At 73.4% G+C, this 21,901-nt stretch carries 19 protein-coding genes; 5 read left to right on the forward strand and 14 right to left on the reverse strand.

All coding sequences use genetic code 11. The features are described from left to right. The first annotated feature begins 115 nt into the window (after window positions 1–115). A complete protein-coding gene (locus ACSLIC_RS15540) occupies window positions 116–1,084 on the forward strand; it encodes a pyridoxal-phosphate dependent enzyme (protein ID WP_436738290.1) in 969 nt (322 codons plus the stop codon). Between the two features lie 85 nt (window positions 1,085–1,169). Here the strand turns inward: ACSLIC_RS15540 and serC are convergent, their stop codons facing one another. From serC to ACSLIC_RS15575, 7 genes are all read right to left on the reverse strand, one after another. After that, a complete protein-coding gene (gene serC / locus ACSLIC_RS15545) occupies window positions 1,170–2,288 on the reverse strand; it encodes a phosphoserine transaminase (protein ID WP_436738291.1) in 1,119 nt (372 codons plus the stop codon). Window positions 2,289–2,411: 123 nt separating this feature from the next. Further along, window positions 2,412–3,713: a cytochrome P450 family protein gene (locus ACSLIC_RS15550; protein WP_436738292.1), complete on the reverse strand. Its 1,302-nt coding sequence runs from the start codon at window positions 3,711–3,713 to the stop codon at window positions 2,412–2,414. A gap of 95 nt (window positions 3,714–3,808) precedes the next feature. Beyond that, window positions 3,809–5,167 carry a cytochrome P450 gene (locus ACSLIC_RS15555; RefSeq protein ID WP_436738293.1) on the reverse strand — a complete coding sequence of 453 codons (1,359 nt, stop codon included), beginning with the start codon at window positions 5,165–5,167 and terminating at the stop codon, window positions 3,809–3,811. After that, window positions 5,164–5,823, reverse strand: coding sequence for a GTP-binding protein (locus tag ACSLIC_RS15560; protein WP_436738294.1), 660 nt, complete (start codon window positions 5,821–5,823; stop codon window positions 5,164–5,166). The genes ACSLIC_RS15555 and ACSLIC_RS15560 overlap by 4 nt, the downstream gene beginning before the upstream one ends. Further along, window positions 5,804–6,157: a DUF742 domain-containing protein gene (locus ACSLIC_RS15565; protein WP_436738295.1), complete on the reverse strand. Its 354-nt coding sequence runs from the start codon at window positions 6,155–6,157 to the stop codon at window positions 5,804–5,806. The genes ACSLIC_RS15560 and ACSLIC_RS15565 overlap by 20 nt, the downstream gene beginning before the upstream one ends. After that, a complete protein-coding gene (locus tag ACSLIC_RS15570; protein ID WP_436738296.1) occupies window positions 6,157–6,573 on the reverse strand; it encodes a roadblock/LC7 domain-containing protein in 417 nt (138 codons plus the stop codon). The genes ACSLIC_RS15565 and ACSLIC_RS15570 overlap by 1 nt, the downstream gene beginning before the upstream one ends. Continuing rightward, window positions 6,570–8,192 (reverse strand): ATP-binding protein, encoded by a 1,623-nt coding sequence (locus tag ACSLIC_RS15575; protein ID WP_436738297.1) that lies wholly within the window; start codon window positions 8,190–8,192, stop codon window positions 6,570–6,572. The genes ACSLIC_RS15570 and ACSLIC_RS15575 overlap by 4 nt, the downstream gene beginning before the upstream one ends. A gap of 570 nt (window positions 8,193–8,762) precedes the next feature. Here ACSLIC_RS15575 and ACSLIC_RS15580 point away from each other — a divergent pair. After that, entirely contained in the window at window positions 8,763–11,636 is a 2,874-nt protein-coding gene (locus tag ACSLIC_RS15580; RefSeq protein ID WP_436738298.1) for an FAD-binding and (Fe-S)-binding domain-containing protein, read from the forward strand. Window positions 11,637–11,656: 20 nt separating this feature from the next. Here ACSLIC_RS15580 and ACSLIC_RS15585 read toward each other — a convergent pair whose 3' ends face one another. Continuing rightward, a complete protein-coding gene (locus ACSLIC_RS15585) occupies window positions 11,657–12,535 on the reverse strand; it encodes a LysR family transcriptional regulator (protein WP_436738299.1) in 879 nt (292 codons plus the stop codon). Window positions 12,536–12,723: 188 nt separating this feature from the next. Here ACSLIC_RS15585 and ACSLIC_RS15590 point away from each other — a divergent pair, with 188 nt between their 5' ends. Further along, entirely contained in the window at window positions 12,724–13,722 is a 999-nt protein-coding gene (locus ACSLIC_RS15590; RefSeq protein ID WP_436738300.1) for an EamA family transporter, read from the forward strand. 242 nt (window positions 13,723–13,964) lie between these two features. On the opposite strand, the gene ACSLIC_RS15595 is transcribed toward ACSLIC_RS15590, so the two are convergent. From ACSLIC_RS15595 to ACSLIC_RS15610, 4 genes are read right to left on the reverse strand one after another with little or no spacing between them, the layout of a single operon-like run. Next, complete coding sequence (locus tag ACSLIC_RS15595) at window positions 13,965–14,306, reverse strand: hypothetical protein (RefSeq protein WP_436738301.1); 342 nt, start codon at window positions 14,304–14,306, stop codon at window positions 13,965–13,967. 25 nt (window positions 14,307–14,331) lie between these two features. Further along, entirely contained in the window at window positions 14,332–14,937 is a 606-nt protein-coding gene (locus tag ACSLIC_RS15600) for a hypothetical protein (protein WP_436738302.1), read from the reverse strand. Window positions 14,938–14,974: 37 nt separating this feature from the next. Further along, window positions 14,975–15,370, reverse strand: coding sequence for a hypothetical protein (locus tag ACSLIC_RS15605; protein WP_436738303.1), 396 nt, complete (start codon window positions 15,368–15,370; stop codon window positions 14,975–14,977). A 25-nt stretch (window positions 15,371–15,395) separates the two neighbouring features. Continuing rightward, window positions 15,396–16,976, reverse strand: coding sequence for a WXG100 family type VII secretion target (locus tag ACSLIC_RS15610; protein WP_436738304.1), 1,581 nt, complete (start codon window positions 16,974–16,976; stop codon window positions 15,396–15,398). 180 nt (window positions 16,977–17,156) lie between these two features. Here ACSLIC_RS15610 and ACSLIC_RS15615 point away from each other — a divergent pair, with 180 nt between their 5' ends. After that, complete coding sequence (locus ACSLIC_RS15615) at window positions 17,157–17,753, forward strand: TIGR03086 family metal-binding protein (RefSeq protein ID WP_436738305.1); 597 nt, start codon at window positions 17,157–17,159, stop codon at window positions 17,751–17,753. A gap of 28 nt (window positions 17,754–17,781) precedes the next feature. Here ACSLIC_RS15615 and ACSLIC_RS15620 read toward each other — a convergent pair whose 3' ends face one another. Next, entirely contained in the window at window positions 17,782–19,029 is a 1,248-nt protein-coding gene (locus tag ACSLIC_RS15620; protein WP_436738306.1) for an RICIN domain-containing protein, read from the reverse strand. Between the two features lie 299 nt (window positions 19,030–19,328). On the opposite strand from ACSLIC_RS15620, the gene ACSLIC_RS15625 reads away from it, so the two are divergent. Further along, window positions 19,329–20,126 (forward strand): TIGR03084 family metal-binding protein, encoded by a 798-nt coding sequence (locus tag ACSLIC_RS15625; protein ID WP_436738307.1) that lies wholly within the window; start codon window positions 19,329–19,331, stop codon window positions 20,124–20,126. A 176-nt stretch (window positions 20,127–20,302) separates the two neighbouring features. Here ACSLIC_RS15625 and ACSLIC_RS15630 read toward each other — a convergent pair whose 3' ends face one another. Then, entirely contained in the window at window positions 20,303–21,574 is a 1,272-nt protein-coding gene (locus tag ACSLIC_RS15630; protein ID WP_436738308.1) for an eCIS core domain-containing protein, read from the reverse strand. Window positions 21,575–21,901: the final 327 nt, after the last annotated feature.

The following is a 21,901-nucleotide window of genomic DNA, read 5'->3' on the forward strand; positions in this document are numbered from 1 at the left end:
GGCCGACTGCCTAGGGTAAGGGGCGGTGCGGATCAGTGATCCCTACGGGCCGATGGGTCCGCCGCCCCGCCGCCCCGCCGCCCCGCCCCACGCAGTCCCGCACCCGAGGAGAGCCGTGACCCCCTCGCTTCCCGTCACCTTGGACGACGTACGCGCCGCCGCCGGCCGCATCGAGGGTGTCGTGCACCGCACCCCCGTGCTGCGCTCCCGCACGCTGGACGGACTGGTCGGCGCCGAGGTCCACCTCAAGGCCGAGAACCTCCAGCGGGCCGGCGCCTTCAAGTTCCGGGGCGCCTACCACGCGGCCTCCCGCCTCGCCCCCCGGACGCGGGCCCGCGGCATCGCCGCCTACTCCTCGGGCAACCACGCCCAGGCCGTCGCCCTGGCCGCCCGGGAACTGGGCACCACCGCCGTCATCCTGATGCCCGAGGACGCCCCGGCCTCCAAGCGGGCGGCGACCGAGGGGTACGGCGCGGAGGTCGTCACCTACGACCGGTACACCGGCGACCGGGAGGCCATCGGCGCCGCCTTGGCCGCCGAACGGGGGCTGCCGGTGATCCCGCCGTACGACCACCCGGACGTGATGGCCGGACAGGGCACGGCGGCGCTGGAACTCGTCGAGGAGGTCGGGGAACTGGAGGCGCTGGTGATGCCGGTGGGCGGCGGCGGGCTGATGGCCGGGTCGGCGACGGCGGCGAAGGGGCTGTACCCGGCGATTCGCATCGTCGGGGTCGAACCGGAGGCGGGCGACGACACGCGCCGGTCGCTGGCGGCCGGCGAGCGGGTCACCGTGCCCGTCCCCCGCACCATCGCCGACGGTCAGGCCCTCGCCACCCCCGGCGCCCTCACCTTCCAGGTCAACCGCCTCCTCGCGGACGCCGTGGAGACCGTCACCGACGACGAGATCCGCGCCGCCATGGCCTTCGCCTTCGAACGCCTGAAGACGGTTCTGGAGCCGAGCGGCGCCACGGGGCTGGCCGCCCTGCTGGCGGGGCGTCTCGGCCCGCTCCCGTCCCGGGTCGGCGTGATCCTCTCCGGCGGGAACGTGTCGGTGGAGCGGTTCGCGGAGTTGTGCGCGGGCTGAGTCCCCTGACGCGCCCGAGGCCCGCGCCGTACGAACCGGCGCGGGCCTCGGGGGTGGTCACGGGGGCGGGCGTCCGCCCCCGGCCTCAGAGCTGCTCGATGACGTAGTCCACGCACTTCGTCAGGGCGGCGACGTCGGCCGGGTCGACGGCCGGGAACATCGCGACGCGGAGCTGGTTGCGGCCGAGCTTGCGGTAGGGCTCGGTGTCGACGATGCCGTTGGCGCGCAGGGCCCCCGCGACCGCGGCGGCGTCGATGTCGTCGGTGAAGTCGATGGTGCCGATCACCGAGGAGCGCTTGGCCGGGTCGGTGACGAAGGGGTCGGCGTACTTCACGTCCTCGGCCCAGCCGTACAGCGTGCGGGCCGACTCGGCGGTGCGGGTGGTGGCCCAGTCCAGGCCGCCCTGGCCGTTGAACCAGTCGAGCTGCTCGGCGAGGAGGAAGAGGGTGGCGAGCGCCGGGGTGTTGTACGTCTGGTTCTTCAGGGAGTTGTCGATCGCGGTCGGCAGCGAGAAGAACTCGGGGACGTGGCGGCCCGAGGCGTGGACGCGGCGGGCGCGCTCCAGGGCGGCGGGGGAGAAGACGCCGATCCACAGGCCGCCGTCGGAGGCGAAGGACTTCTGCGGGGCGAAGTAGTAGACGTCGGTCTCGGTGATGTCGACCGGCAGGCCGCCCGCGCCGGAGGTGGCGTCGACCAGCACGAGCGCGCCCTCGTCGGCGCCCGCGACGCGCTTGATCGGGGCGGCGACACCGGTGGAGGTCTCGTTGTGGGTGAGGCCGTAGGCGTCGACGCCGGCCTCGGCGCGCGCCTCGGGGTGGGTGCCGGGCTCGGAGGAGATGACGGTCGGCTCGGCCAGCCACGGGGCGAGCTTGGCCGCCTTGGCGAACTTCGAGGAGAACTCGCCGAAGGAGAGGTGCTGGGACTTGTTCTCGATCAGGCCGTGGGTGGCGACGTCCCAGAAGGCGGTGGAGCCGCCGTTGCCCAGGATCACCTCGTACCCCTCGGGGAGGGAGAACAGCTCGCGTACGCCCTCGCGGACCCGGCCGACCAGGTTCTTGACCGGGGCCTGGCGGTGGGAGGTGCCCAGCAGGGAGGTGCCGGTGGCGGCGAGCGCGTCCAGCGCCTGAGTGCGCACCTTGGAGGGGCCAGCGCCGAATCGACCGTCGGCGGGCTTGATGTCAGCGGGAATCCGGATCTCAGCCACGGCGCGAGCCTAGCCCGTCGGTGGACGGCGCGGCGAAATGTCCGGGGGGTGAGACACGGCATCCGGGGTGCGGACCGGCCCCCCCATCTCCGGGCGGGCCGGTCCGTACGCGTACGCCGCCGGTCAGCCGTGGAGGCGGACCGGGAGGTCGAAGAGGTCGTTCTGGGTGAGGATCGGCTTGTTGCGCAGCTCCGAGTCGTCGACCGCGAGGGTCAGTTCGGGGAAGCGGGCGTAGAGGGCGGGGAGGGCGACCTCGGCCTCAAGGCGGGAGAGGGAGGCGCCGGGGCAGACGTGCGGGCCGTGGCCGAAGGCGATGTGCCGGATCGGGTCGCGGGTGACGTCGAACTCCCCGGCGGTGGGGCCGTGCTGCCGCTCGTCGCGGCCCGCGGCGGAGAAGGAGACGATCAGGCCCTCGCCCTTGGGCAGGATCTGGTCGCCGACCTCGATGTCCTCGGTGGGGAAGCGGATCAGCAGGTGCGAGGTCGGGGTGTTGTAGCGCAGCGTCTCCTCGATCACCTGGGACCAGGGGATCTCGCCCGCCAGCACCCGGGCGAGCTGGTCGGGGTGGGCGGAGAGGGCGCGGACGGCGTTGACGATGAGGCTGATCGTCGTCTCGTGGCCGGCGGTGACGATGATCTTCAGCGTGTTGACGATCTCCTGGTTGGTGAGGGTGTCGCCGTCGGCCGCCGCCTCCAGCAGGCCGCTGGTCAGGTCGTCGCCCGGGTTGTCCCGCTTCGACTGGACGAACGCCTGGAAGATGTCGTCGAGTTCGGCCATCATCGGCGGCACCTGCTCGCGCGGCACCACCGTCGAGAAGAAGATGTCGAAGAGTTCCTTGAGCCGCGGGATGTGGTGCGAGGGCATTCCGAAGAGTTCGGTGATGACCGTCATCGGCACCGGGTGGGCGTAGTGGGCCTTGAGGTCGACCACGCCGTCCTCGTCGGCGGCCCGCGCCATGCCGTCCAGCATCCGCGCGCAGAGCGCCTCGATGCCCGGGCGGAGCTTCTGCACCCGGCGCGCGGTGAGCGCCTGGGCGACGAAGTTGCGCAGCCGCCGGTGCTCGGGGCCGTCGGCGGTGAGCATGGAGCGGCCCGGGTTGGCGAGGCCCATCAGCGGCCAGTCGGCCGGGATCTCGCCGTTGTTCCAGGCGTTCCACTGGTTGATGTCCTTGACCAGCCGGCTGTCGGTGAGCAGCTTGCGGGCCTCGGCGTGGTGGGTGACCGAGTAGACCGGGATGCCCCCGATCAGCATGACCTTGGCCAGCGGCCCCGCCGCCCGCAGCTGCGCGCTCTCGCCGTCGAGGTCGCGGACGAGCGGGTCGAGCGCGATGTACGCGTCGGCGTCGCCGTGGGCGTGGGCGTGGGCCGGGCAGCCGGGAGGCGGCGTGGCGGGCGTCTCGGCGGCGGACGTCTCGGACAGGGACATGCGGTGCCTCCAGGGGCGGGGGTCGGTCGGCGTCGCGGGGGGTGGGATCAGGAGGGCCGGCCCCCGCGGCGTCGTACGGCCCGGGGCCCGGCCGGTCAGCCGGCGGGGACCGGGGTGAAGCTCACCGGGAGCCGGGTGAGGCCGCGCAGCCACGGCGAGGGGCGGCGGGTCAGTTCCTCGGCGGGGACGGCCAGGTCGATGTCGGGCAGCCGGTCGAGGATGACCTCGATGGAGGTGCGGGCGACGATCTCGGCGATCTCCCGGGCCGGGAACGGGCAGCGGTGCTCGCCGTGGCCGAACGAGAAGAAGGCGTTGTTGCCGCCGGTCAGCGCCGACTGGTCGGTGCGCACCAGCGGGTCGTAGTTGGCCCCCGCGAAGCTGAGGATCAGCAGGTCGCCCTCGCGGATGCGGCGTCCGCCGATGTGGGTGTCGCGGGTGGCCCAGCGGCCGGCGATGTTCTGGCTCGGGGTGTCCTCCCAGAGGACCTCGTTCATCGCCTCCGCGATGGAGTGGCGCCCGCCGAAGAGGGAGGCGGCGAACCGGGTGTCGGTCAGCATCAGCCGGAGCGTGTTGCCGATCCAGTCGGCGGTCGGCTGGTGGCCGGCGACCACCATCACCAGGACGTCCTGGATGATCTCGGTGGCACTGAACTCGTCGGTGATCACCGACCGGTCCTCTCCGGGCAGGTGCCCGGAGAGCCGCAGCATGCGGCTGGTGACGTGGTCGCGGGGATGGGTCTGCAGGTCGGCGACCATCCGGCCGACGCACTCGCGGATGTGCTGCTGTCCGGCGAGGGCGCGCTCGCCGCCGTTGATCATGTCGTTGATGGCGTGGGCCAGGCCCCGGCCCTCGCTGTCCGGCAGGCCGAAGAGCTGGAAGAGGACGAGGGCGGGCATCATCATCGCGTAGTCGGCGATGACGTCGGCCTCGCCGCTCCCGCAGAAGTCGTCGATCAGGGAGTCGGCGAGCCGCTCGGTGGTGGCGCGCAACTCGTGTGCCTGGACCGCCTCCAGGCCCCCCTCCATGACGGCGGCGCGCCGCCGGTGGCGTTCGCCGACGGTGTAGAGGATCGACTCCTGTTTGCCGATCATCGGCCGCAGCGGCCAGTTCTCCGGCACCTGGTCCCACTGGTTCCACAGGTCGGAGTCGCGGCTGTAGAGCACCGGGTCGCTGGTGACCTGGTGCAGTTCGCGGTAGCCGATGACCAGCCAGGCGGGCAGCCGGCCGGGCAGGACCACGGGGGCGACCGCGCCGTGCTCGCGCCGCAGGTCACGGTAGAGGCCGATCGGGTCGGACTGGAAGCGGTCGCCGCCCAGCAGCAGGGGGGCGGCCTCACCGCCGCCCCCGTGGGCGACGGGGCAGCCGCCGGCCGTCGGGGCGGCCTGGACGGCGGGTTCCGCCGCGGTGCTCTCGGGGGCGCCGGTGGCGGCCGAGGGGCTGTGGGAGGGGGTCACGACAGGGCCTCCTGTGCCGGGGCGGCGGGGCGCGCGCCGGGGACGTACAGCGTCCGCAGGTGCTCCACCAGGGCGATCAGCACGTCCCGGGAGGAGTCGCGGGAGCGGGCGTCGCAGTGGACGAGGGGGACGCGCGGGTGCAGGTCGAGGGCCTCGCGGAGGTCGGCTTCGCCGTGGCGCGGCCCGCCGAAGTCGTTGCAGGCCACGATGAACGGCGTGCCGTGGTGCTCCAGCCGGTCGATCGCGTACCAGGAGTCGGCGATGCGCCGGGTGTCCACCAGGACGACGGCGCCGAGGGTGCCGGAGAACAGCCGGTCCCACAGGAACCAGAACCGCTCCTGGCCGGGGGCGCCGAAGAGGTACAGGACGTTGCGCGCGTCGAGGGTGATGCGGCCGAAGTCGAAGGCGACGGTGGTCGCCGTCTTGCCGGCGACGCCCGCCGTGTCGTCGACGTCCTCGCCCGCCCGGGTCATCGTCTCCTCGGTGTTGAGGGGACGGATCTCGCTCACCGAGCGGACCAGCGTGGTCTTGCCGACACCGAACCCGCCGACGACGACGATCTTCAGCCCGTTGTCGGCGGTACCGGCCAGGGCCGCGCGCTCGGGCCGGGCGGTGGCGGCCGGGTCCGCGGCCGCGTCAGAGATTGCGGAGTCCAACGAGCACCTGCTCCAGAAGTTCGGGGTCCACCGTGCCGGAGGCCGGGGTGGAACGGGGGTGGCGGGCGCTGATCCGGCCCTGGTCGAGCAGGTCCGTCAGGAGCACCCGCACGATCGAGACGGGCAGCTTCAGGTCGGCCGCGAGTTCGACCACGGCGGTGGGCCGGCGGCAGGTGGTGAGGATCGTTACGTGTTCGGACTGCATGCCCGCGGTCGGCCCGCTCTCCGTCACCACGAGCGTCACCAGGTCGAAGGCGTCACTGTCGGCGCGGCTGCGTCCGCCGGTGAGCGTGAACAGCCGGTCGGGGGCGTCGTCGCGGCCCGGCCTGCCCATCAGGTGGTGGCCTCGGTGGCCCGCGGTTCGGCGGCCAGGTGCTCGCCGAGCTGCTCCACCAGTTCGCTCATGTTGTGCCCGACCAGGCCGGGGTCGCCGTCCTCGTCGGCGACGACCGCGAGGTGCGCGCCGTCACCGGCCTCCACGATGAACAGCACCCCGCCGTAGAACTCGGCCATCGCCGACCGGACCCCGCCGGAGCCGTCGCCGAACTCCACGGAGGCGCCGTGCGACAGGCTCTGGATGCCCGCGGCGATGGCCGCGAGCTGGTCGGCCTGGTCGACGGAGAGTTCGGGGGTACGGCACAGCTTCAGGCCGTCGCGGGAGAGGACGAGGGCGTGGCGGGCGCCGGGAGTGCGCTCAAGGAGCCTCTCCAGCAGCCAGTTGAGCTTCTCGTCGGTGGTGGTGCCGGTCATGGGGAGTCAGTGCCTTCCGGGGTCGGTTCGGTCGGGCGGACGGCGTTGCGGAAGCTGCTGAACCGGGCGGCCCGCAGTCGGGCGTCGACCGGGGCGGTGGCCGCGCCCGGGGAGGCGGGGGCCCCGTCCGGGTGAGCCGCCGCCAGGGTCTGGCCGCGCCGCCGCTTGGGGAGTCCGGCGGGGCCGGACTCGGTGGCCCCGGAGGTGGTGCCGGTGGCCGGTGAGGGGGATGCGGTACGGGGCCGCGCCTGGGCGATCGCGCCCGTACGGGGTTCGCGGCGGGAGGGCAGCGGGGTGCGGGCGTGGCCGTCGGGCGTCTCGGCGGGCTCCGCGTCGGCGGCCGGGCGGGTGTGCCCGCCGGAGCCGTCCTCGCGGTCGCCCCGGTACGCCGCCGGGTCGTACGGCACGGTCCGGAAGGCGCCGGAGTCGTACGGGTCCGGGCCGCCGTCCGGGGCGTCCTCGGCGCCGGGCGTGGCCGGGAGCACGGCGGTGTCGGCCGCCGGGGCGGCCGTACCCGCCGCAGGGGCGGCCGGGAGGCCGGCGAAGGGGTGCTCGCGCGCTTCCGGAGAGGCGGTCACCGCCGGGGCGCCGGGGCCCGCCGGGTGCGAGGGGCGGGAGAGGAGGTCCTGGGGGAGCAGCACCAGCACACCGGTGCCGCCGCGCGCCGAGGGGCGGAAGGAGACCTTCAGCCCGTGCTTGCGGGCGAGGCGGCCGACGACGGCGAGGCCCATGCGGGTGCCGGAGAGCGAGGCGAGGTCGGTGGTGCCGGAGACGGCGGCCTCCGCCCGGCGCAGCTGCACCTCGCTCATGACCAGCCCGGCGTCCTCGACGGAGACGATGAGCCCGGCCGGGACCTCCTCCGCGTAGACGTGCACCTCGGCGTTGGGCGGCGAGAACGTGGTGGCGTTGTCGAGGAGTTCGGCGAGGACGTGAATGACGCCCTCGGCGGCGTGCCCGGCGACGTGGACGTCGCTGGCGGCGTGGGTGCGCACCCGCTGGTAGCCGCTGATCCGGCCGAGCGCGCCGCGCAGGATCGACTCCATGACGATCGGCCGGGCCCAGCGGCGGCCCGACCGGGCGCCGGAGAGCACGGCGACGGAGTCGGCGAGGCGGCCGGCCTGGGCGGTGCGGTGGTCGAGGTGGAAGAGGTCGCCGAGGACGTCCTCGTCGCTGTGGCGTTCCTGCATGGCCCGCAGGTCGGCGAGCATCCCGGTGGACAGGGCCTGCATGCGGCCGGCGGCGTTGGCGAACGAGGCAAGCGCGGCGTCGCGTTCGGCCAGCGCGCGGCGCCGCTCCTCGGTCAGGCGGGTGTTCTCCCCGGTCAGCCGCACCCGCTCCCGGTCGCCCCGGGCCACCTCCTCGCCGAGCGAGCCGAGCCGCTCGCGCAGCGTCTCGTCCAGCTGGACGAGACGGGCCACGGTCACCGCGGCCACGCACAGCAGCAGCGCCCCCGCCGCGGTGCACCAGGCCAGGGGCGTGCGCACGGACGGCGGCGCGGAGAGGACGAAGGCTGTGCCGAGTACCCCGGTGACGAGTACGGAGACGAGCAGGGCCCGCACGGCGGGACGAAGCGGCAACCGCTCCGTCCCCGGGCGCGTGAGGGGGGTGGTCGCTGTCATCAATCGGGTCCTCATGGACGCGTGCGGGCGGCGGCCGGGGGCGTGGTCAGCGCCCGGGGCCGATGCGGGAACAGGGTGGTACGGCTGCGGGGCGCGACGGCCACCCGACCGGCGTCCGTCGCTGCCCGGAATAGCTGACTCCCCGTAACTCGCGGCAACTATAAGAGGGTTCGTGTGCGATTTGGGAAGATCCTGAGCGATGGGGATCGGGATGGTGACGGTTCGCGAATGATCAATTCCGCTGTATGGCGGTTTATCGGGCCGTGGACCGGGGTTCCGTACGCACTGCGTGATGTGACGTCGCTCACGCCCCGGAAGCCGGGGCTCCCGCCGCACCCGCACCGGAAGGGCCGGCAGGCCGCCGGAGGGGCTCGTCCGCCGCGACCGGCCCGGCCACGGGGAGCCCGGCGGGCGGCGGGCCCGCAGAGGTGGACCACCCCCGGCTGACGGGCGGACACGTCGCCCGGGCGCGCCGCCACCCGGTGCGTACCGTGGGGAGGTGGGTGACGGCCGTCCGATGGGCCGCCTCGCCCGCGTTCGACCAGGCCCCACCCGACCGAGGACCCGCCCATGCCGCACCCCGTCACCACCCCCGAGCAGGTCCTCCGCACCGACCTGGCCCGTGCCCTGGCCGCCGAGGTCGCGGGGGAGGCCGACTTCTCGGTCACCGCCCGCGCGCTGAACACGATGGACGCCTCCAACTACCGGCGCGTGCCCCTGGGCACGGTCGCGCCGCGCGACGCCGACGACGTGGCCGCCGCCCTCGCGGTGTGCCGGGAGTACGGCGTGCCGGTGGTCGCCCGGGGCGCGGGCACCTCCATCGCCGGACAGGCCACCGGCACCGGTGTCGTGCTCGACTTCACCCGGCACATGAACGGCCTGCTCGCCCTCGACCCCGAGGCCCGCACCGCCCGCGTCCAGCCCGGCCTGATCCTCGACCGGCTCCGCGACGCCGCCGCCCCGCACGGCCTCACCTTCGGCCCCGACCCCTCCACGCACAACCGCTGCACCCTCGGCGGCATGATCGGCAACAACTCCTGCGGCTCCCACTCGGTGGCCTGGGGCACCACCGCCGACAACGTCCACGCGCTCGACGTCCGCACGTACCGGGGCACCGCCCACCACCTGGCCCCCGGCGACTGGACCGGCGCCCCCGAGGGCCTGCGCGACCTCGTCCACGGCCACCTCGCCCTGCTCCGCACCGGCTACCCCGACCTGCCCCGCCGCATCTCCGGCTACGCGATGGACGCCCTGCTCCCCGAACGCGGCGCCGACCTGCCCCGCTTCTTCTGCGGCACCGAGGGCACCCTCGGCCTGCTCACCGAGGCCACCGTCCGCCTGGTCGAGGCACCAGCCGCCCGCGCCCTCGCCGTCCTCGGGTACGCCGACGAGTCCGCCGCCGCCGAGGCCGCCCCCGGCCTCCTGCCGTACGCGCCGCTCACCGTCGAGGGCATGGCCGCCGACCTCGTCCCCGACCCGCGCGGCCTGCCCCGGGGCGGCGCCTGGCTCTTCGTCGAGACCGGCGGCGCCACCCGTGCCGAGGCGCGCGCGGGCGCCGAGGCGCTGGCCCGCGCCGCCGACGCCCTCGACAGCCTCGTCGTCGACGACCCCGCCGGCCAGCGCGCCCTGTGGCGGGTCCGCGAGGACGCCTCCGGCACCGCCACCCGGATGCCCGACGGCTCCGAGGCGTGGCCCGGCTGGGAGGACTGCGCGGTCCCGCCCGCCCGGCTCGGCGCCTACCTGCGGGAGTTCCGTGCCCTGCTCGCCGAGTACGGGCTGCGCGGCACCCCGTACGGGCACTTCGGCGACGGCTGCATCCACGTGCGCATCGACTTCGACCTGCTCACCCCCGACGGCGTCGGCCGCTTCCGGCGCTTCTCCGAGGAACTGGCCGCCCTCGTCGTGAGGCACGGCGGCTCCCTCTCCGGCGAGCACGGCGACGGCATGGCCCGCGCCGAACTCCTCCCCGCCCTCTACGGCGACGACCTGGTCCGCCTCTTCGGCGACGCCAAGGACGTCTGGGACCCCGACGGCGCCCTCAACCCCGGCGTCCTCGTCCGCCCCGCCCCGCTCGACGCCGACCTGCGCTTCGCCGTCCTCCCCGAGGCCCCGGTCGAGACCGCCTTCGCCTACCCCCACGACGGCGGCGACTTCTCCGCCGCCGTCCGCCGCTGCGTCGGCGTCGCCAAGTGCCGTACGGAGTCGGTCTCCGGCCCCGCCGTCATGTGCCCCTCCTTCCGGGCCACCGGCGAGGAGGAGCACTCCACCCGGGGCCGCGCCCGCCTCCTCCACGAGATGCTGGCGGGCACACGCGGCGGCCTGGTCCCCGAGGGCTGGCGGTCGCCCGAGGTCCGCGACGCCCTCGACCTCTGCCTCTCCTGCAAGGGCTGCCGCAGCGACTGCCCCGTAGGCGTCGACATGGCCACGTACAAGGCCGAGTTCCTCCACCACCACTACGAGGGCAGGCTCCGCCCCCGCGCCCACTACGCGCTCGGCCGCCTGCCCCGCTGGCTGCGCCTCGCCGCGCCGGTCACCCCGCTGCTCAACGCCGCCACCCGGGTCGGCCCGCTCGCCACCGCCGCCAAGTACCTCGCCGGGATCGCCCCCGAACGCCCCATCCCGCCGCTGGCCACCCCCGCCGAGCGCCGCCGCGCCCGCACCACCCCGGGCCGCCGCGACGGCCGGCCCGTCCTCCTGTTCCCCGACACGTTCACCACCCACCTCACCCCGTCCGTCGAGGCAGCCGCCCGCCGCGTCCTGGACGACGCGGGGCTGACCCCCCTCACCCCGAAGGGCCGCGTCTGCTGCGGCCTCACCTACGTCTCCACCGGCCAGCTCGACGCCGCCCGCAAGGTCCAGCGCGCCACCCTCGACACCCTGGAGGGCGAAGGGCTCCTCGACGAGGGCGACACCACCCCGCTCACCGTCCTCGAACCGAGCTGCGCCGCCGCCCTCGCCACCGACCTGCCCGAACTGAACCCGGACGACCCGCGCGCCCACCGCCTCGCCGCCCGCGTCCGCACCTTCGCCCAGACCCTCGTCGGCGCCGACTACCAGCCGCCGCGCCTCGACCGCCCCGTCACCGGCCAGACCCACTGCCACCAGCACGCCGTCCTCGACACCGAGGCCGACCGCGTCCTGCGCGAACGCGCCGGCCTCACCGGCACGCTCACCGGCGGCTGCTGCGGCCTCGCCGGCAACTTCGGCTTCGAGCAGGGCCATTACGAGGTCTCCGTCGCCTGCGCCGAGGACCAGCTCCTCCCCGCCGTGGCCGCCGCCCCGGCCGGCGCCGCCGTCGTCACCGACGGCTACTCCTGCCGCACCCAGCTCACCCAGCTCACCGACGCCCGACCGCGACACCTGGCGGAGGTGCTGGCGGAGGGGCTGGACGATCTCCGCACCGTCGTACCGGTCGCCCGCCCGGAGGTGCCCCACGAGGGCTGACGCCGAGGCACCCGGCCCGCTCACGCCCCTGCCGTGATCTCCTGCGCCAGCCTCACCAGCGCCGGGAGCGCCGGGTGGGTGGTGCGGTCCGGCCAGGCGAGGCTGACCGGGAGCGGGGGCGCGTCGGTGAGGGGGACGAAGGTGACGCCGGGGTGGGGGTGCATGCCCGGGGTGGCGGCGCTGGTGACGCCCACGGCCCGGTCGGCGGCGATGACGGCGAGCCAGTCGTCGGTGTTGGCGACGGTCAGAGCGCGGGTGGGGCGGGTCGCGGCGGGCCACAGGGCCAGGGTGGTGGTCCCGGAGACCGGGTTGAGGGCGACCGGGTACGGGGCGAGGTCGGCCAGGTCCAGTTCGGGCCGGCCGGCGAGCGGGCTGTCCGAGGGCACGGCCGCCACCCGGTGTTCGCTGAAGAGGGTGACCGCGACCAGGCCGGGGGAGTCCACGGGCCCGCGCAGCAACGCCGCGTCGGTCGAGCCGGAGGCCAGCCCGGCGGTGCGGTCGTCGTGGCGCAGCAGCTCCAGCGGTACGCCGGGGTGGGCGCGGCGCCAGCGGCGCAGCAGCGGGGTGGTGAAGTGCCCGGCCGCGGACCAGGAGTGGCCCAGCCGCAGCGGCCGGGCCACGGCGCGGCCGACGTCGAGGGCGTCGCCGAAGGCGGTGACGGCCGCGGCGGCCCGGACCCGGAACGTCTCGCCCTCCGGGGTGAGCGTGAGGTGGTGGGTGGAGCGGTCCACGAGGCGTACGCCGAGCGCGGCCTCCAGGGTGGCGAGGGTGCGGGAGACGGCCGGCTGGGTGAGGCCGAGGCGGGCCGCGGCCCGGGTGATGTTGCGCTCCTCCGCGATGGCGAGGAAGCAGCGGAGGTGGCGGAGTTCCAGGTCGCGACGGGTACGCGCAGGGCTCATGTCTGGGGAGCATAACGGCTGCGCAGGAGGCATTTCACGGGGCGCGCGGGGGTGCGTAACGTGAGGTGGCGTGCGCGGGTCGCGCAGGGGTCGCGGCCGGGCGCGGTGCGGGACTCCGGACTCTGCGGTGCCGGGCGACGGGCTGTCGCCGCGACGTGGGTCCGGACGGACGAAGGGCGGAACAGCCAGTGAGCGGGCAGGGGTCGGACGCGGTCGCGGCCGCGACGGTGGCGGCGGGAGCCGCCGTCAGCACACCGGAGGCCACCGGCGCCGCCGGCGGGAGGCGCCGCCGGGGTGCCGGGAGCAGGGGTGCCCTCGGCCCGGTCGGGCTGGTCCTCGCCGGCGGGCTCTCCGTGCAGTTCGGCGGGGCGCTCGCGGTGACGCTGATGCCGAGGGCGGGCGCGCTCGGCGTCGTCTCGATCCGGCTGGCCGTCGCCGCCCTCGTGATGATGGCGGTCTGCCGCCCCTCGCTGCGCGGCTACACCCGCGCCGACTGGGGCACCGTCCTCGCCTTCGGCACGGCCATGGGCGGCATGAACGCCCTCTTCTACCAGTCGGTCGACCGCATCCCGCTCGGCCCCGCCGTCACCCTGGAGGTGCTGGGCCCGCTCGCCCTCTCCGTGCTCGCCTCCCGCCGCCTCATCAACGGCCTGTGGGCGCTGCTCGCCCTCGCCGGGGTGTTCCTGCTCGGCGGCAGCGGCTTCGGCGGCCTGGACCTGTCGGGCGTCGCCTTCGCCCTCGGCGCGGGCGCGTGCTGGGCGGCGTACATCCTGTTCAGCGCCGGTACGGGCCGCCGCTTCCCGCAGGCCGACGGGCTGGCGCTGGCGCTGGTCGTCGCCGCTGTGCTGGTGCTGCCGTTCGGCGTGGCCGACGCGGGCGGGGCCCTGCTCGACCCGGTCACCCTAGCCCTCGGCGCGGGCGTCGCCCTGCTCTCCTCGGTCCTGCCCTACACCCTGGAACTGATCGCCCTGCGCAGGCTCCCCGCCTCCACCTTCGCCATCATGATGAGCCTGGAACCGGCCATCGCCTCCCTCGCCGGCTTCCTCGTCCTCAGCCAGGCCCTCACCGCCGTCCAGGCCGTCGCCATCGCCCTGGTCATCGGCGCCAGCTTCGGAGCGGTCCGCACCCAGGTGGGGCGGCGGCCGAAGGGGGCGGAGGGGGAGCCGGTGGCGTCGGGCGGCATCTGAGCCCGTACGGTCGCCTCGCCACCACGGGGCCTGGCCACGGAACTCGCTGGGGACCGCCGCCATCCTCGACACCGGCTGCCGGCAGGCGGGTGAGGCGGGCCGCAGCGCACCCGCGCGCATCCGGCTCGGACGGCATGTTCGGAGCTGCGCGGGACGTGGCGGTGCGGGAGATCCAGTCGGTGACCAGCGAGGCCGCCGAGGGGCAGCACCTGTCCTCTGGGTGGGGCCGCCAGAGGGCGACCCTATGCGCCGCCCCCCTTGCCACCCTTTCCGCCCCGCTTGTCCTCGGTCTTCACCGCCTTGTTGAGCTTCTTGGTGAGTTCGTCTTCGAGCTTCTTGAACTCGCGGACCACGGCGTCCGACATGTCGCCGAGCGCGTCGAGCTGCTGGGTGATGTCCTCGCGGCCGTCCTCCCAGTTGGACTCGAAGTCGCCGAGGGCGTCGTTGACGCTGCCGTCGCCGATGTCGTCCCTGTAGGACTCGAAGAGCTTCTTCGTGTGGTTCAGCCGCGTCTTGAGCGACCGCAGCCGGCGTCCGTAGTCCTCCAGCTCGGTCAACGGCAGTGCGAGGTCACTCTTGCCCATGCGCGAAGTCCTCTCTGCGGGCGGGTCAGACGAATCGGAACGTGCCGGTCACAGCGTCGAAGATGTCGTGGAAGGCATCCGCGAGATCCAGCACCGGACTGGCTCCTGAGACAAGGACGATCTGGTCGGTGGCTCCCGGTACCGGGATGTACGTCTGTGTCAGCACCATACGCAGGGTGCGACTGTCGCCCTGAGCGACGGGCACGTCCTCCACGCCGTACGTCCGGGCGGCGGGCCCCACGTCCGGGATGCCGACGGTCGTGACCTTGCGCCAGGCGTCGCCTTCGCGGCGGGGCGTGATCGTGCGCAGGCTTTCGGCGATGGCCCGGGGGTCGGTGGACAGCACTACGCCCTGCTGGTTCTTGGCGCCGACGACGGACACCGTGACGGTCGCGGAGAGCGGGACACCGTCGAAGTTCTCGGCCATGCAGCCCAGGTAGAGGGCACCGGAGTCGTGAGCGTCCTTGGTCATCTTCCGGAGCATGGTGGTCAGGTCGGTGCGGTAAGGGGCCAACTCCGGTGTCTCCCGGACACGTTCGTCGACCATGGTCCGTACCGTGGCCTCACGCCCCTCCGGGCGTATGTCACATTCCCACCAGGAATCCGGAACGGCCAGCGAGAAGCTGGGCATCGATTTACCATTCCCTTTCTGTCTGTCCTGTGAGGCCTTAATCGAGGGACATGCCAAGATCTTCTGTCGCGATCGCCACGAGCCTGTTTTCTGGAACCCTCGGTGGTGAGTAACGTGAATCGCGGATGTGCGTGACGAATTGATCGGGCAGGGCGACGTGATGGTGGGAAACGTAGTACGACAGGTCTCCGCGCCAGATCCATTCGCCGTCCGTGCGCAAAGAACCGATACCGGTCAAGATCTGGCCCTCGGGGTCCAGTACGTCTGGCCCCGCGCTCATTTCGCTCCAGATCTCCGTGCCGTTCAGCAGGTACGAGACGATCTCCGCTTCGTCCGCCTCGCCCGAAGACCGTACGGCATCTCTGATCGAGCCACTCTCAGGAAGCCCCCATCCAGGGCTGAGCTCTGAGAAGAAACCTACCGGGTTAATCATGTGGGCTCCATGTGTTCGCTGAGGCTCATGCCATGGGAAGGAAGGTGAGCCATGACCCCTTGTCCTTGATATGAGGGGTGAAGGGTCCGTCTCCAAAGGAGGGAACGCCAACTGCGTTGGTCGGGGCCTTGACGGGGACCCCCAGAGAGTTGGCCATGTGCTGGATCACTTCGGGCTGAGCCGTCCCGGAATGGCAGGTGAGCATGCGGATGGGCTCGCCATTATAGTCCGGTATTCGATTGATCGTGTCGAGGACATGGTTGGGGTGCACGTCGTGTCCGCCCGCTCGCTGTCCTGCTCGGTTGATCTGGCCAGCAACCATTCGGCCATCGGTCGTGCCGTGAAGGATGACATCCTGGTAGCCGGGCAGTCGCTCCGCGACATCGAAATTCCGGAGGGTTGCCGGGTCATATCCGATAGCAGTCGCCCCCGGCTTGTGATAAATGGGCATGTCGGATGGCAGGGCGTCGTCTGCTTGTCGGCCGGGCGGAGCGACGTGGGGTGAGTCTGCCTTCCACCATCGACTCTTACCCATCATGCTGTACAGCGAGAAGCGTACATTTCTCAGGTTGCGTACGCTGTTGGCGAGGTTCTCCAAACCACCGCCGATGCCGCCCATGGCGCCGGCGCCGAGCCCCTTGAGTCCGCCCGCTTTCCAGAGCTTGCCGAGCTTGGCGAGGCTGGTGAAGCCCTTCGTGGCGGGTATGCAGTCCAGGGCTGCCCAGAGGAGATCGCCCCACCCCGCCTCGCCTTTGATGACTCTTCTTATCGTGTCGGCCATCACGACAAGCGCCGCCGCGAAGACCAGCCAGCCGAGCGGGCCCCCGACGATCATCACGATGATGCCGGCGATGGCCACGACCCACTTGCAGACGGTGACGATCTCGTCCCAGTTGTCGGTGACCCAGTCGCCGATCTCTTCCCACCAGTGCCGGTTCGGGATTCCGGCGTCGGAGGCTTCCCGCAGCTTGGTCACGGTCCGGCGGGCGGCGTCTTCGCGCAGGCCCATGGCCTGCGCGGCGAGCTTCTTGGCCGCGTCCAGGGCGTTCTGCGCGCTCTCGACGTTCCGCTCCGCTGCCGCCTGGCGGGCCTTCGCGTGCTGGGCGTCCCGGGTCGCGCGGCGGACGTCGGCCTCGTCGGGCTTGGGGACGTCCTTGCCGCCGTTCTTGGCGGGGTCGTACGAGTCGGTCTTCTCGGTCGCCCTGCGGACCCAGTCGTCGGCGCCGGTCAGCGCGGACTGGGCGGTGGAGAGTTCCTCGTGTGCCTTGCGGCCGTCGCGCAGTGCCCTGTCCGCCTTGTCCTGGGCGTCCTGGAGGTCAGGCCAGAACGTGGTCAGGGCGTCACCCGCCAGGTCGTACGACTTCTTCAGCTTGCGGAGCTTCTTCGGGACGTCCCCGAACTCCTCCGCGAACACGGCCGCGGTCTTGCCCGCCCAGGAGAGGATCTCCTCCTCCTTGGCGATGCCCTTGAGATCACGCAGTACGTCGCCCACGTCGTCGGCGAAGTCGTGCAGGGTGCCGGCGAGTCTGCGTACGCGTTGCGGGTCGCCCGGCGTCGGGTCGCGTTCGAGATCGAGTACGTGCCAGTCCGTGGGCCTGTGCGACACCGTCTTCTCCCCGCACACGTGCGATACGTCGCGCTCAGAACGCGCGTATGAACTTCGTGCGCATGTTGCCGAAGAGGGCGGGTTCTTGTCGAGAGTCGAGGATCGGCAGGCCCCGCGCGTCACCGCCGAGTTCCGAGGCCCCACCCCGTCACCATGGTGAGGAGAGAGAGGAAGTGCGCCATGACCACGCCCCACGACAGCCACCCCGACCTCGGACCCGCCGCCATGGCGGTCGCCGCCCTGGCCGACGGGGTGACCCCGGAACAGCTCGACGACCCGACGCCCTGCCCCGACTACGCGGTACGGAACGTCCTCGGCCACCTCAGCGGGCTCAGCCTCGCCTTCCGGGACGCGGCCCTGAAGAACGTGGGCCCCACCACGGACACCGACCCGGGGGCGAGCCTCCCGGACATCGATGAGGAGTGGCGCCCGGTGCTGGCCGCGCGGCTGACCGAGCTGCCCGCCGCCTGGCGCAGCCCGGGTGCGTGGGACGGTATGACGCAGGCGGGCGGCGTGGCCTTCCCGGCCGCCGACGCCGGAGTGGTCGCCCTGAACGAACTCGTCCTCCACGGCTGGGACCTGGCCCGCGCCACCGGCCAGCCCTACGCCCCCGAAGCGGCGGACCTGGAGGTCGCGTACACCATGCTGTCGGCGGCGGCCGAGTCCGGCGAGGACACCGGCGGCATGTTCGGTCCGCCGGTCCCGGTGGACGAGAACGCGTCCCTGCTGGACCAGGTCGTCGGCCTGAGCGGACGCGACCCGGCGTGGACGCCCTGAGGCGGCGCCGGGCGCGTCCGGCCAAGGGTCAGGCCCGCACCAGGATGTACGTACCGGAGCCGTCCTGCCGGCCGCCGCTGTACTGGCGCACGGGCTGGTTCTCGGCATGCCGGTCGTGGCCGGCCATGTAGCCGGTGTGCTTGTTCTGGACGCCGACCCGGTCGGAGCCGGGGACGTCGCGGTAGAGGTGGAAGCGCTGGAGGTCGTCGGTCCGGCAGTCGGTCTGCACCAGGGGCGCCCCCTCGTCGGCGGGGGTCTGCTCCGCGACGGCCAGGCACTTGTTGCTGGAGCGGTTGACGAAGACCCGCTCGACGATGCCGTTCTCCTCGGGCGCGTCGCACATCTGCCACTGGTCCAGGTTCAGGCTGAAGACCGTGGAGGGCTTCAGCTGGACGGTGTCGCCCTGGAGGACGGGCGGCGCGGTCCAGAAGAGGGACTGGTCGGGGGTGCCGATCTTGTAGTAGCCCTCGGCGCAGGTGAGCGCCGCCCGGGTGCCGGTGGTGCGGTCCGCCCGGTCCGGGGTGGCCTGCGCCGGTACGGCCTTCTCCTTCGGCGCCGGTGCCTGGCGGGGCCCGGTGGCGGCCGGGTCGCAGTCGAGGAGGTCCTGCGCCTTGCGCATGATGCTGTCGGCCGGCACCGAGTCCTCGCAGCGCACCGCGCCCTCTTCGAGCGTCGTGTACGTGGTGTAGCTGCCCCGGTCGGCGGCCTCGACCCAGCGCAGGCCCCAGGTGCCGTCGCCGAGGTCGACCCGGTTGCAGTTGAGGCTGCCGTAGGTCCCGGTGACCTTCTTCGTCCCCTGGTAGAGGCCGTAGTAGCCGGGCTTCTGGAAGTCCCACGTGATCTTCTTCGACGTGGTGCCGGTGGAGGTGGCGGTCAGCTGCACCTCCAGGTCCACCGAGGCGCCCGCCTCGGTGAGGGTCTCCACGTCGAAGCCGGCGTTGAGCGAGGTCTTCTGCCCGACCGACACCTCGATGACGGTCTGCGTGGTGGTCTCGACGGTCTGCGAGCCCAGCGAGCCCTCGGTGACGTACCAGCCCTTGAAGTGGGTGATGGTCGGGGCGACTTCGGCGCTCTTGACGAACGCGTGGCGCTTGCCGAGGTCGGCGGCGGTACAGGCCCCGCCCAGCTCCGCCCCCGCCGCGCCGGCTCGGGGTGACGGCGTCCCGGCGGCGGCCGGTGCGGCGGCGAAGCCCAGCGCGGCCGTCGCCGAGACGGCCGTGGCGGTGAGGGCGAGGAGCCCTCGGCGTAAGCGGCTCGCCGGTGTGGTGTGCGGCATGGTGCGTCTCCCTCTCGGGGTGGTGCGCAGGCGGGCCGCCCGCGCGCGGGCGCCGGTCCGGGCCGGTGGTCCGTCCGGTCCGGTTGGTGAGCGTGAGCGAACCTAGTGCGGTGGGGGAGAGCGGGGCGACGCCCGAACCGGCCAACGGGGCCGGGAGGGCGGAATGGCCTGTTCCCCGTGGACCCGCGCTCCCCGGCGCCCGGTCTCGAAGGAACCCGCAAGCGCGCTTGATTGTTTCCCCCCGCACTGCCATGCTCCGGCCACGCCGCAGTGCCCGCCGCGCCCGGGAGGAACGAGCCGTGTCCGATCCCTTGCCCGTACTGGACGACCTGGCCGCCGAGAGTGGCGAACTAGACGCTCTGGTAACGGAGTTGAGCGAAGCCGAATGGAAGGCCCAGACGCCCGCCGAGGGGTGGACGGTCGCACATCAGGTCGCGCATCTGATCTGGACCGACCGGGTGGCGCTGACGGCAGTCACCGACCCGGCGGCGTTCGACGCGCACCTGGCCGAGGCGGCGGCCCGGCCGTTCACCTTCGTGGACGAGGGCGCCGAGGCGGGGGCCGCGCTGCCGCCCGCCGACCTGCTCGCCGGGTGGCGCTCCGGTCGGGCCGCGCTCGACGCCGCGTTGCGCGGGGCCGGACCGGGGGCGCGGGTGCCCTGGTACGGGCCGCCGATGAGCGTGCCGTCGATGGCCACGGCCCGGCTGATGGAGACCTGGGCGCACGGCCAGGACGTCGCCGACGCCCTCGGGGTACGCCGAGCGCCCACCGCCCGGCTCCGGCACATCGCCCGACTGGGCTGGCGGACCAGGGACTTCGCGTACGCGATGAACGGGCTGACCCCGCCCGAGGCGCCGTTCCGGATCGAGCTGACCCCGCCGGACGGGGAGGGCCGGTGGGCCTACGGTCCCGAGGAAGCGCCCCAGCGGGTGGCCGGCCCGGCGCTCGACTTCTGCCTCCTCGTCACCCGCCGCGCCCACCGGGGCGACCTCGCCGTACACGCCGAAGGGCCGGACGCCGACCGCTGGCTGGACCTCGCCCAGGCGTTCGCCGGGCCGCCCGGCACCCCGCGAGCCCCGCGCGGGGAAGGCGCGTGAGCATCCCGGCGCCCCGGGGGCCGCGCCGCAGCGGATCGGCGACGCCTCCGGGTTCCCCGGGGACCGGTTCGACGCCCCGCGCGAGATGCCGAAGGGCCGCGGAGCCGCGATGCCCGACGGGGACGCGTAGCCGAACTCGCGGGTGGTGCGGGGACCTCCTCGGGCGGACGAGGTCGTCAGGGGGTGTGTGAGCCGCCCTCGTACTTCATCTCGCGTTCGTTCCACGTGGGTTGCTCCGAAGCCGTCACGGCCTTGAAGTACTGGGTGACCAGCTCCCAGGGGACGATGATCTCCTTGGTGGTGGCGTTCTGCGCGGAACTCATGCGCACGGCGTACTGGTTGGCGGCGGCCCACTCCATCAGGGTCGTCCCCTGCGGGATGCCGAGCTGCTCCTTGATGAGGGCGGCCTTGCTTGCCCCGTCCATGTCTTCGGAGTCGGCGGCGGAGCCGGTGATGTCAAGGACCTTCAGACCCTTGGTGAGCCGCGCCGCCAGCAGGGTGAGGCCGATGTCCGGCATCCGCCGCTTCCCGCTCGCCATGTGATTCTCGAGCTGCTCATCGGTGGGGACCATGTAGCCGAGCGAGACCTCGACCTCACTGCCGAAGTAGCAGGCGTGCCAGTCGTCTCCGCGCTTGCCCGCCTGAGCCTTGGCCACCGTGGCGAAGTCGGCCGCCGTGATGGTGCCGCCCTTGTAGGCGTAGGTGCCCTCACTGATGCTGCCAGGGCTGATGGAGAGCTGAGGCCCGTCCTCTTGTACGCGCTGCACCTGCGCTTCAGCGTGGGCGGCGTGCCCCGGCCCGTGGTCGTGCCCCTGGCCGTGGTCGGTCGCCCGCGCCGGTGCGGGCCCGGACAGCGCACGCGTCGCGTTCGCCTCGGCCTCCCGCTCGAAGCGGTCCGATGGGTCGGAGACCTTCAGGCCCGCGCCGTTGTCGGTGCCTGCCACCGGGCCTTGGCGCTGCTGAATGACGTGGGTCAGCTCGTGCGCGAGGGTGTGGCGGTCCGCGCCGCCGTCACCGATCACCACGTGGCGGCCGGAGGTGTAGGCGCGGGCGCCCACCTCGGCGGCTGAGGCTTTGGCGGCGCTGTCGTTATGGATGCGGACGTCGGAGAAGTCGGCTCCGAGCCGGGCCTCCATATCGGCGCGCACGGTACCGCTGAGAGGCTGGCCACCGCTGCGCAGGACATCATGGACGGCGGAGCGCTGGACCTGGGGCTGCCCGGCCGGCTGATGGCCGCAGCCCGCTCCGTGCTGATGCTGCTCCGGGAGGTGCCCGGCCTGCCGGAGCGTCTGGACGACGGCGGCATTGCCCGCAGTGCGTTGCAGCGCGAGGAGGCCCTGCGGCGACGCCGGTCCGAGCGGGCGTGTCGGCGCGTCGACCGCGGGTGTGCGGACCGGTACACGGCTGTTCCGCGCGGCGGTCGGCTTGGCATGGGCCCGGTCGTGCATGGTGCCTCTTTCTCCGTGGATGCGTCATCCCATGGATACGCGGTGGGTGGCGCGGACGCCAGGTGCATCAGGGCAGCGCGGGTCGCCGAACGAGCAGTGTCAGTTGGCCGCGAGGCCGTCGGCGAAGGGCCGGAGGACGCGGTCCTCGCGGAGCCGGCTGGCGGGCGTCCTCGGCGCCGACGAGTCCCGCTCCGGCGTCCGCGAACCGGTCCCAGGGCCGCATGGACATGGCCCGCGGCCTCGCCCACCTCCTCACCGACGACACGGCCCGCCGCCGCGAGGCCGTCGCCCGGCGGACGGTCCCCCGACACGGCCCCCGGCTGCCCC

The organism is Streptomyces sp. BBFR102 (assembly GCF_051397025.1).
Classification (GTDB): Bacteria; Actinomycetota; Actinomycetes; order Streptomycetales; family Streptomycetaceae; genus Streptomyces.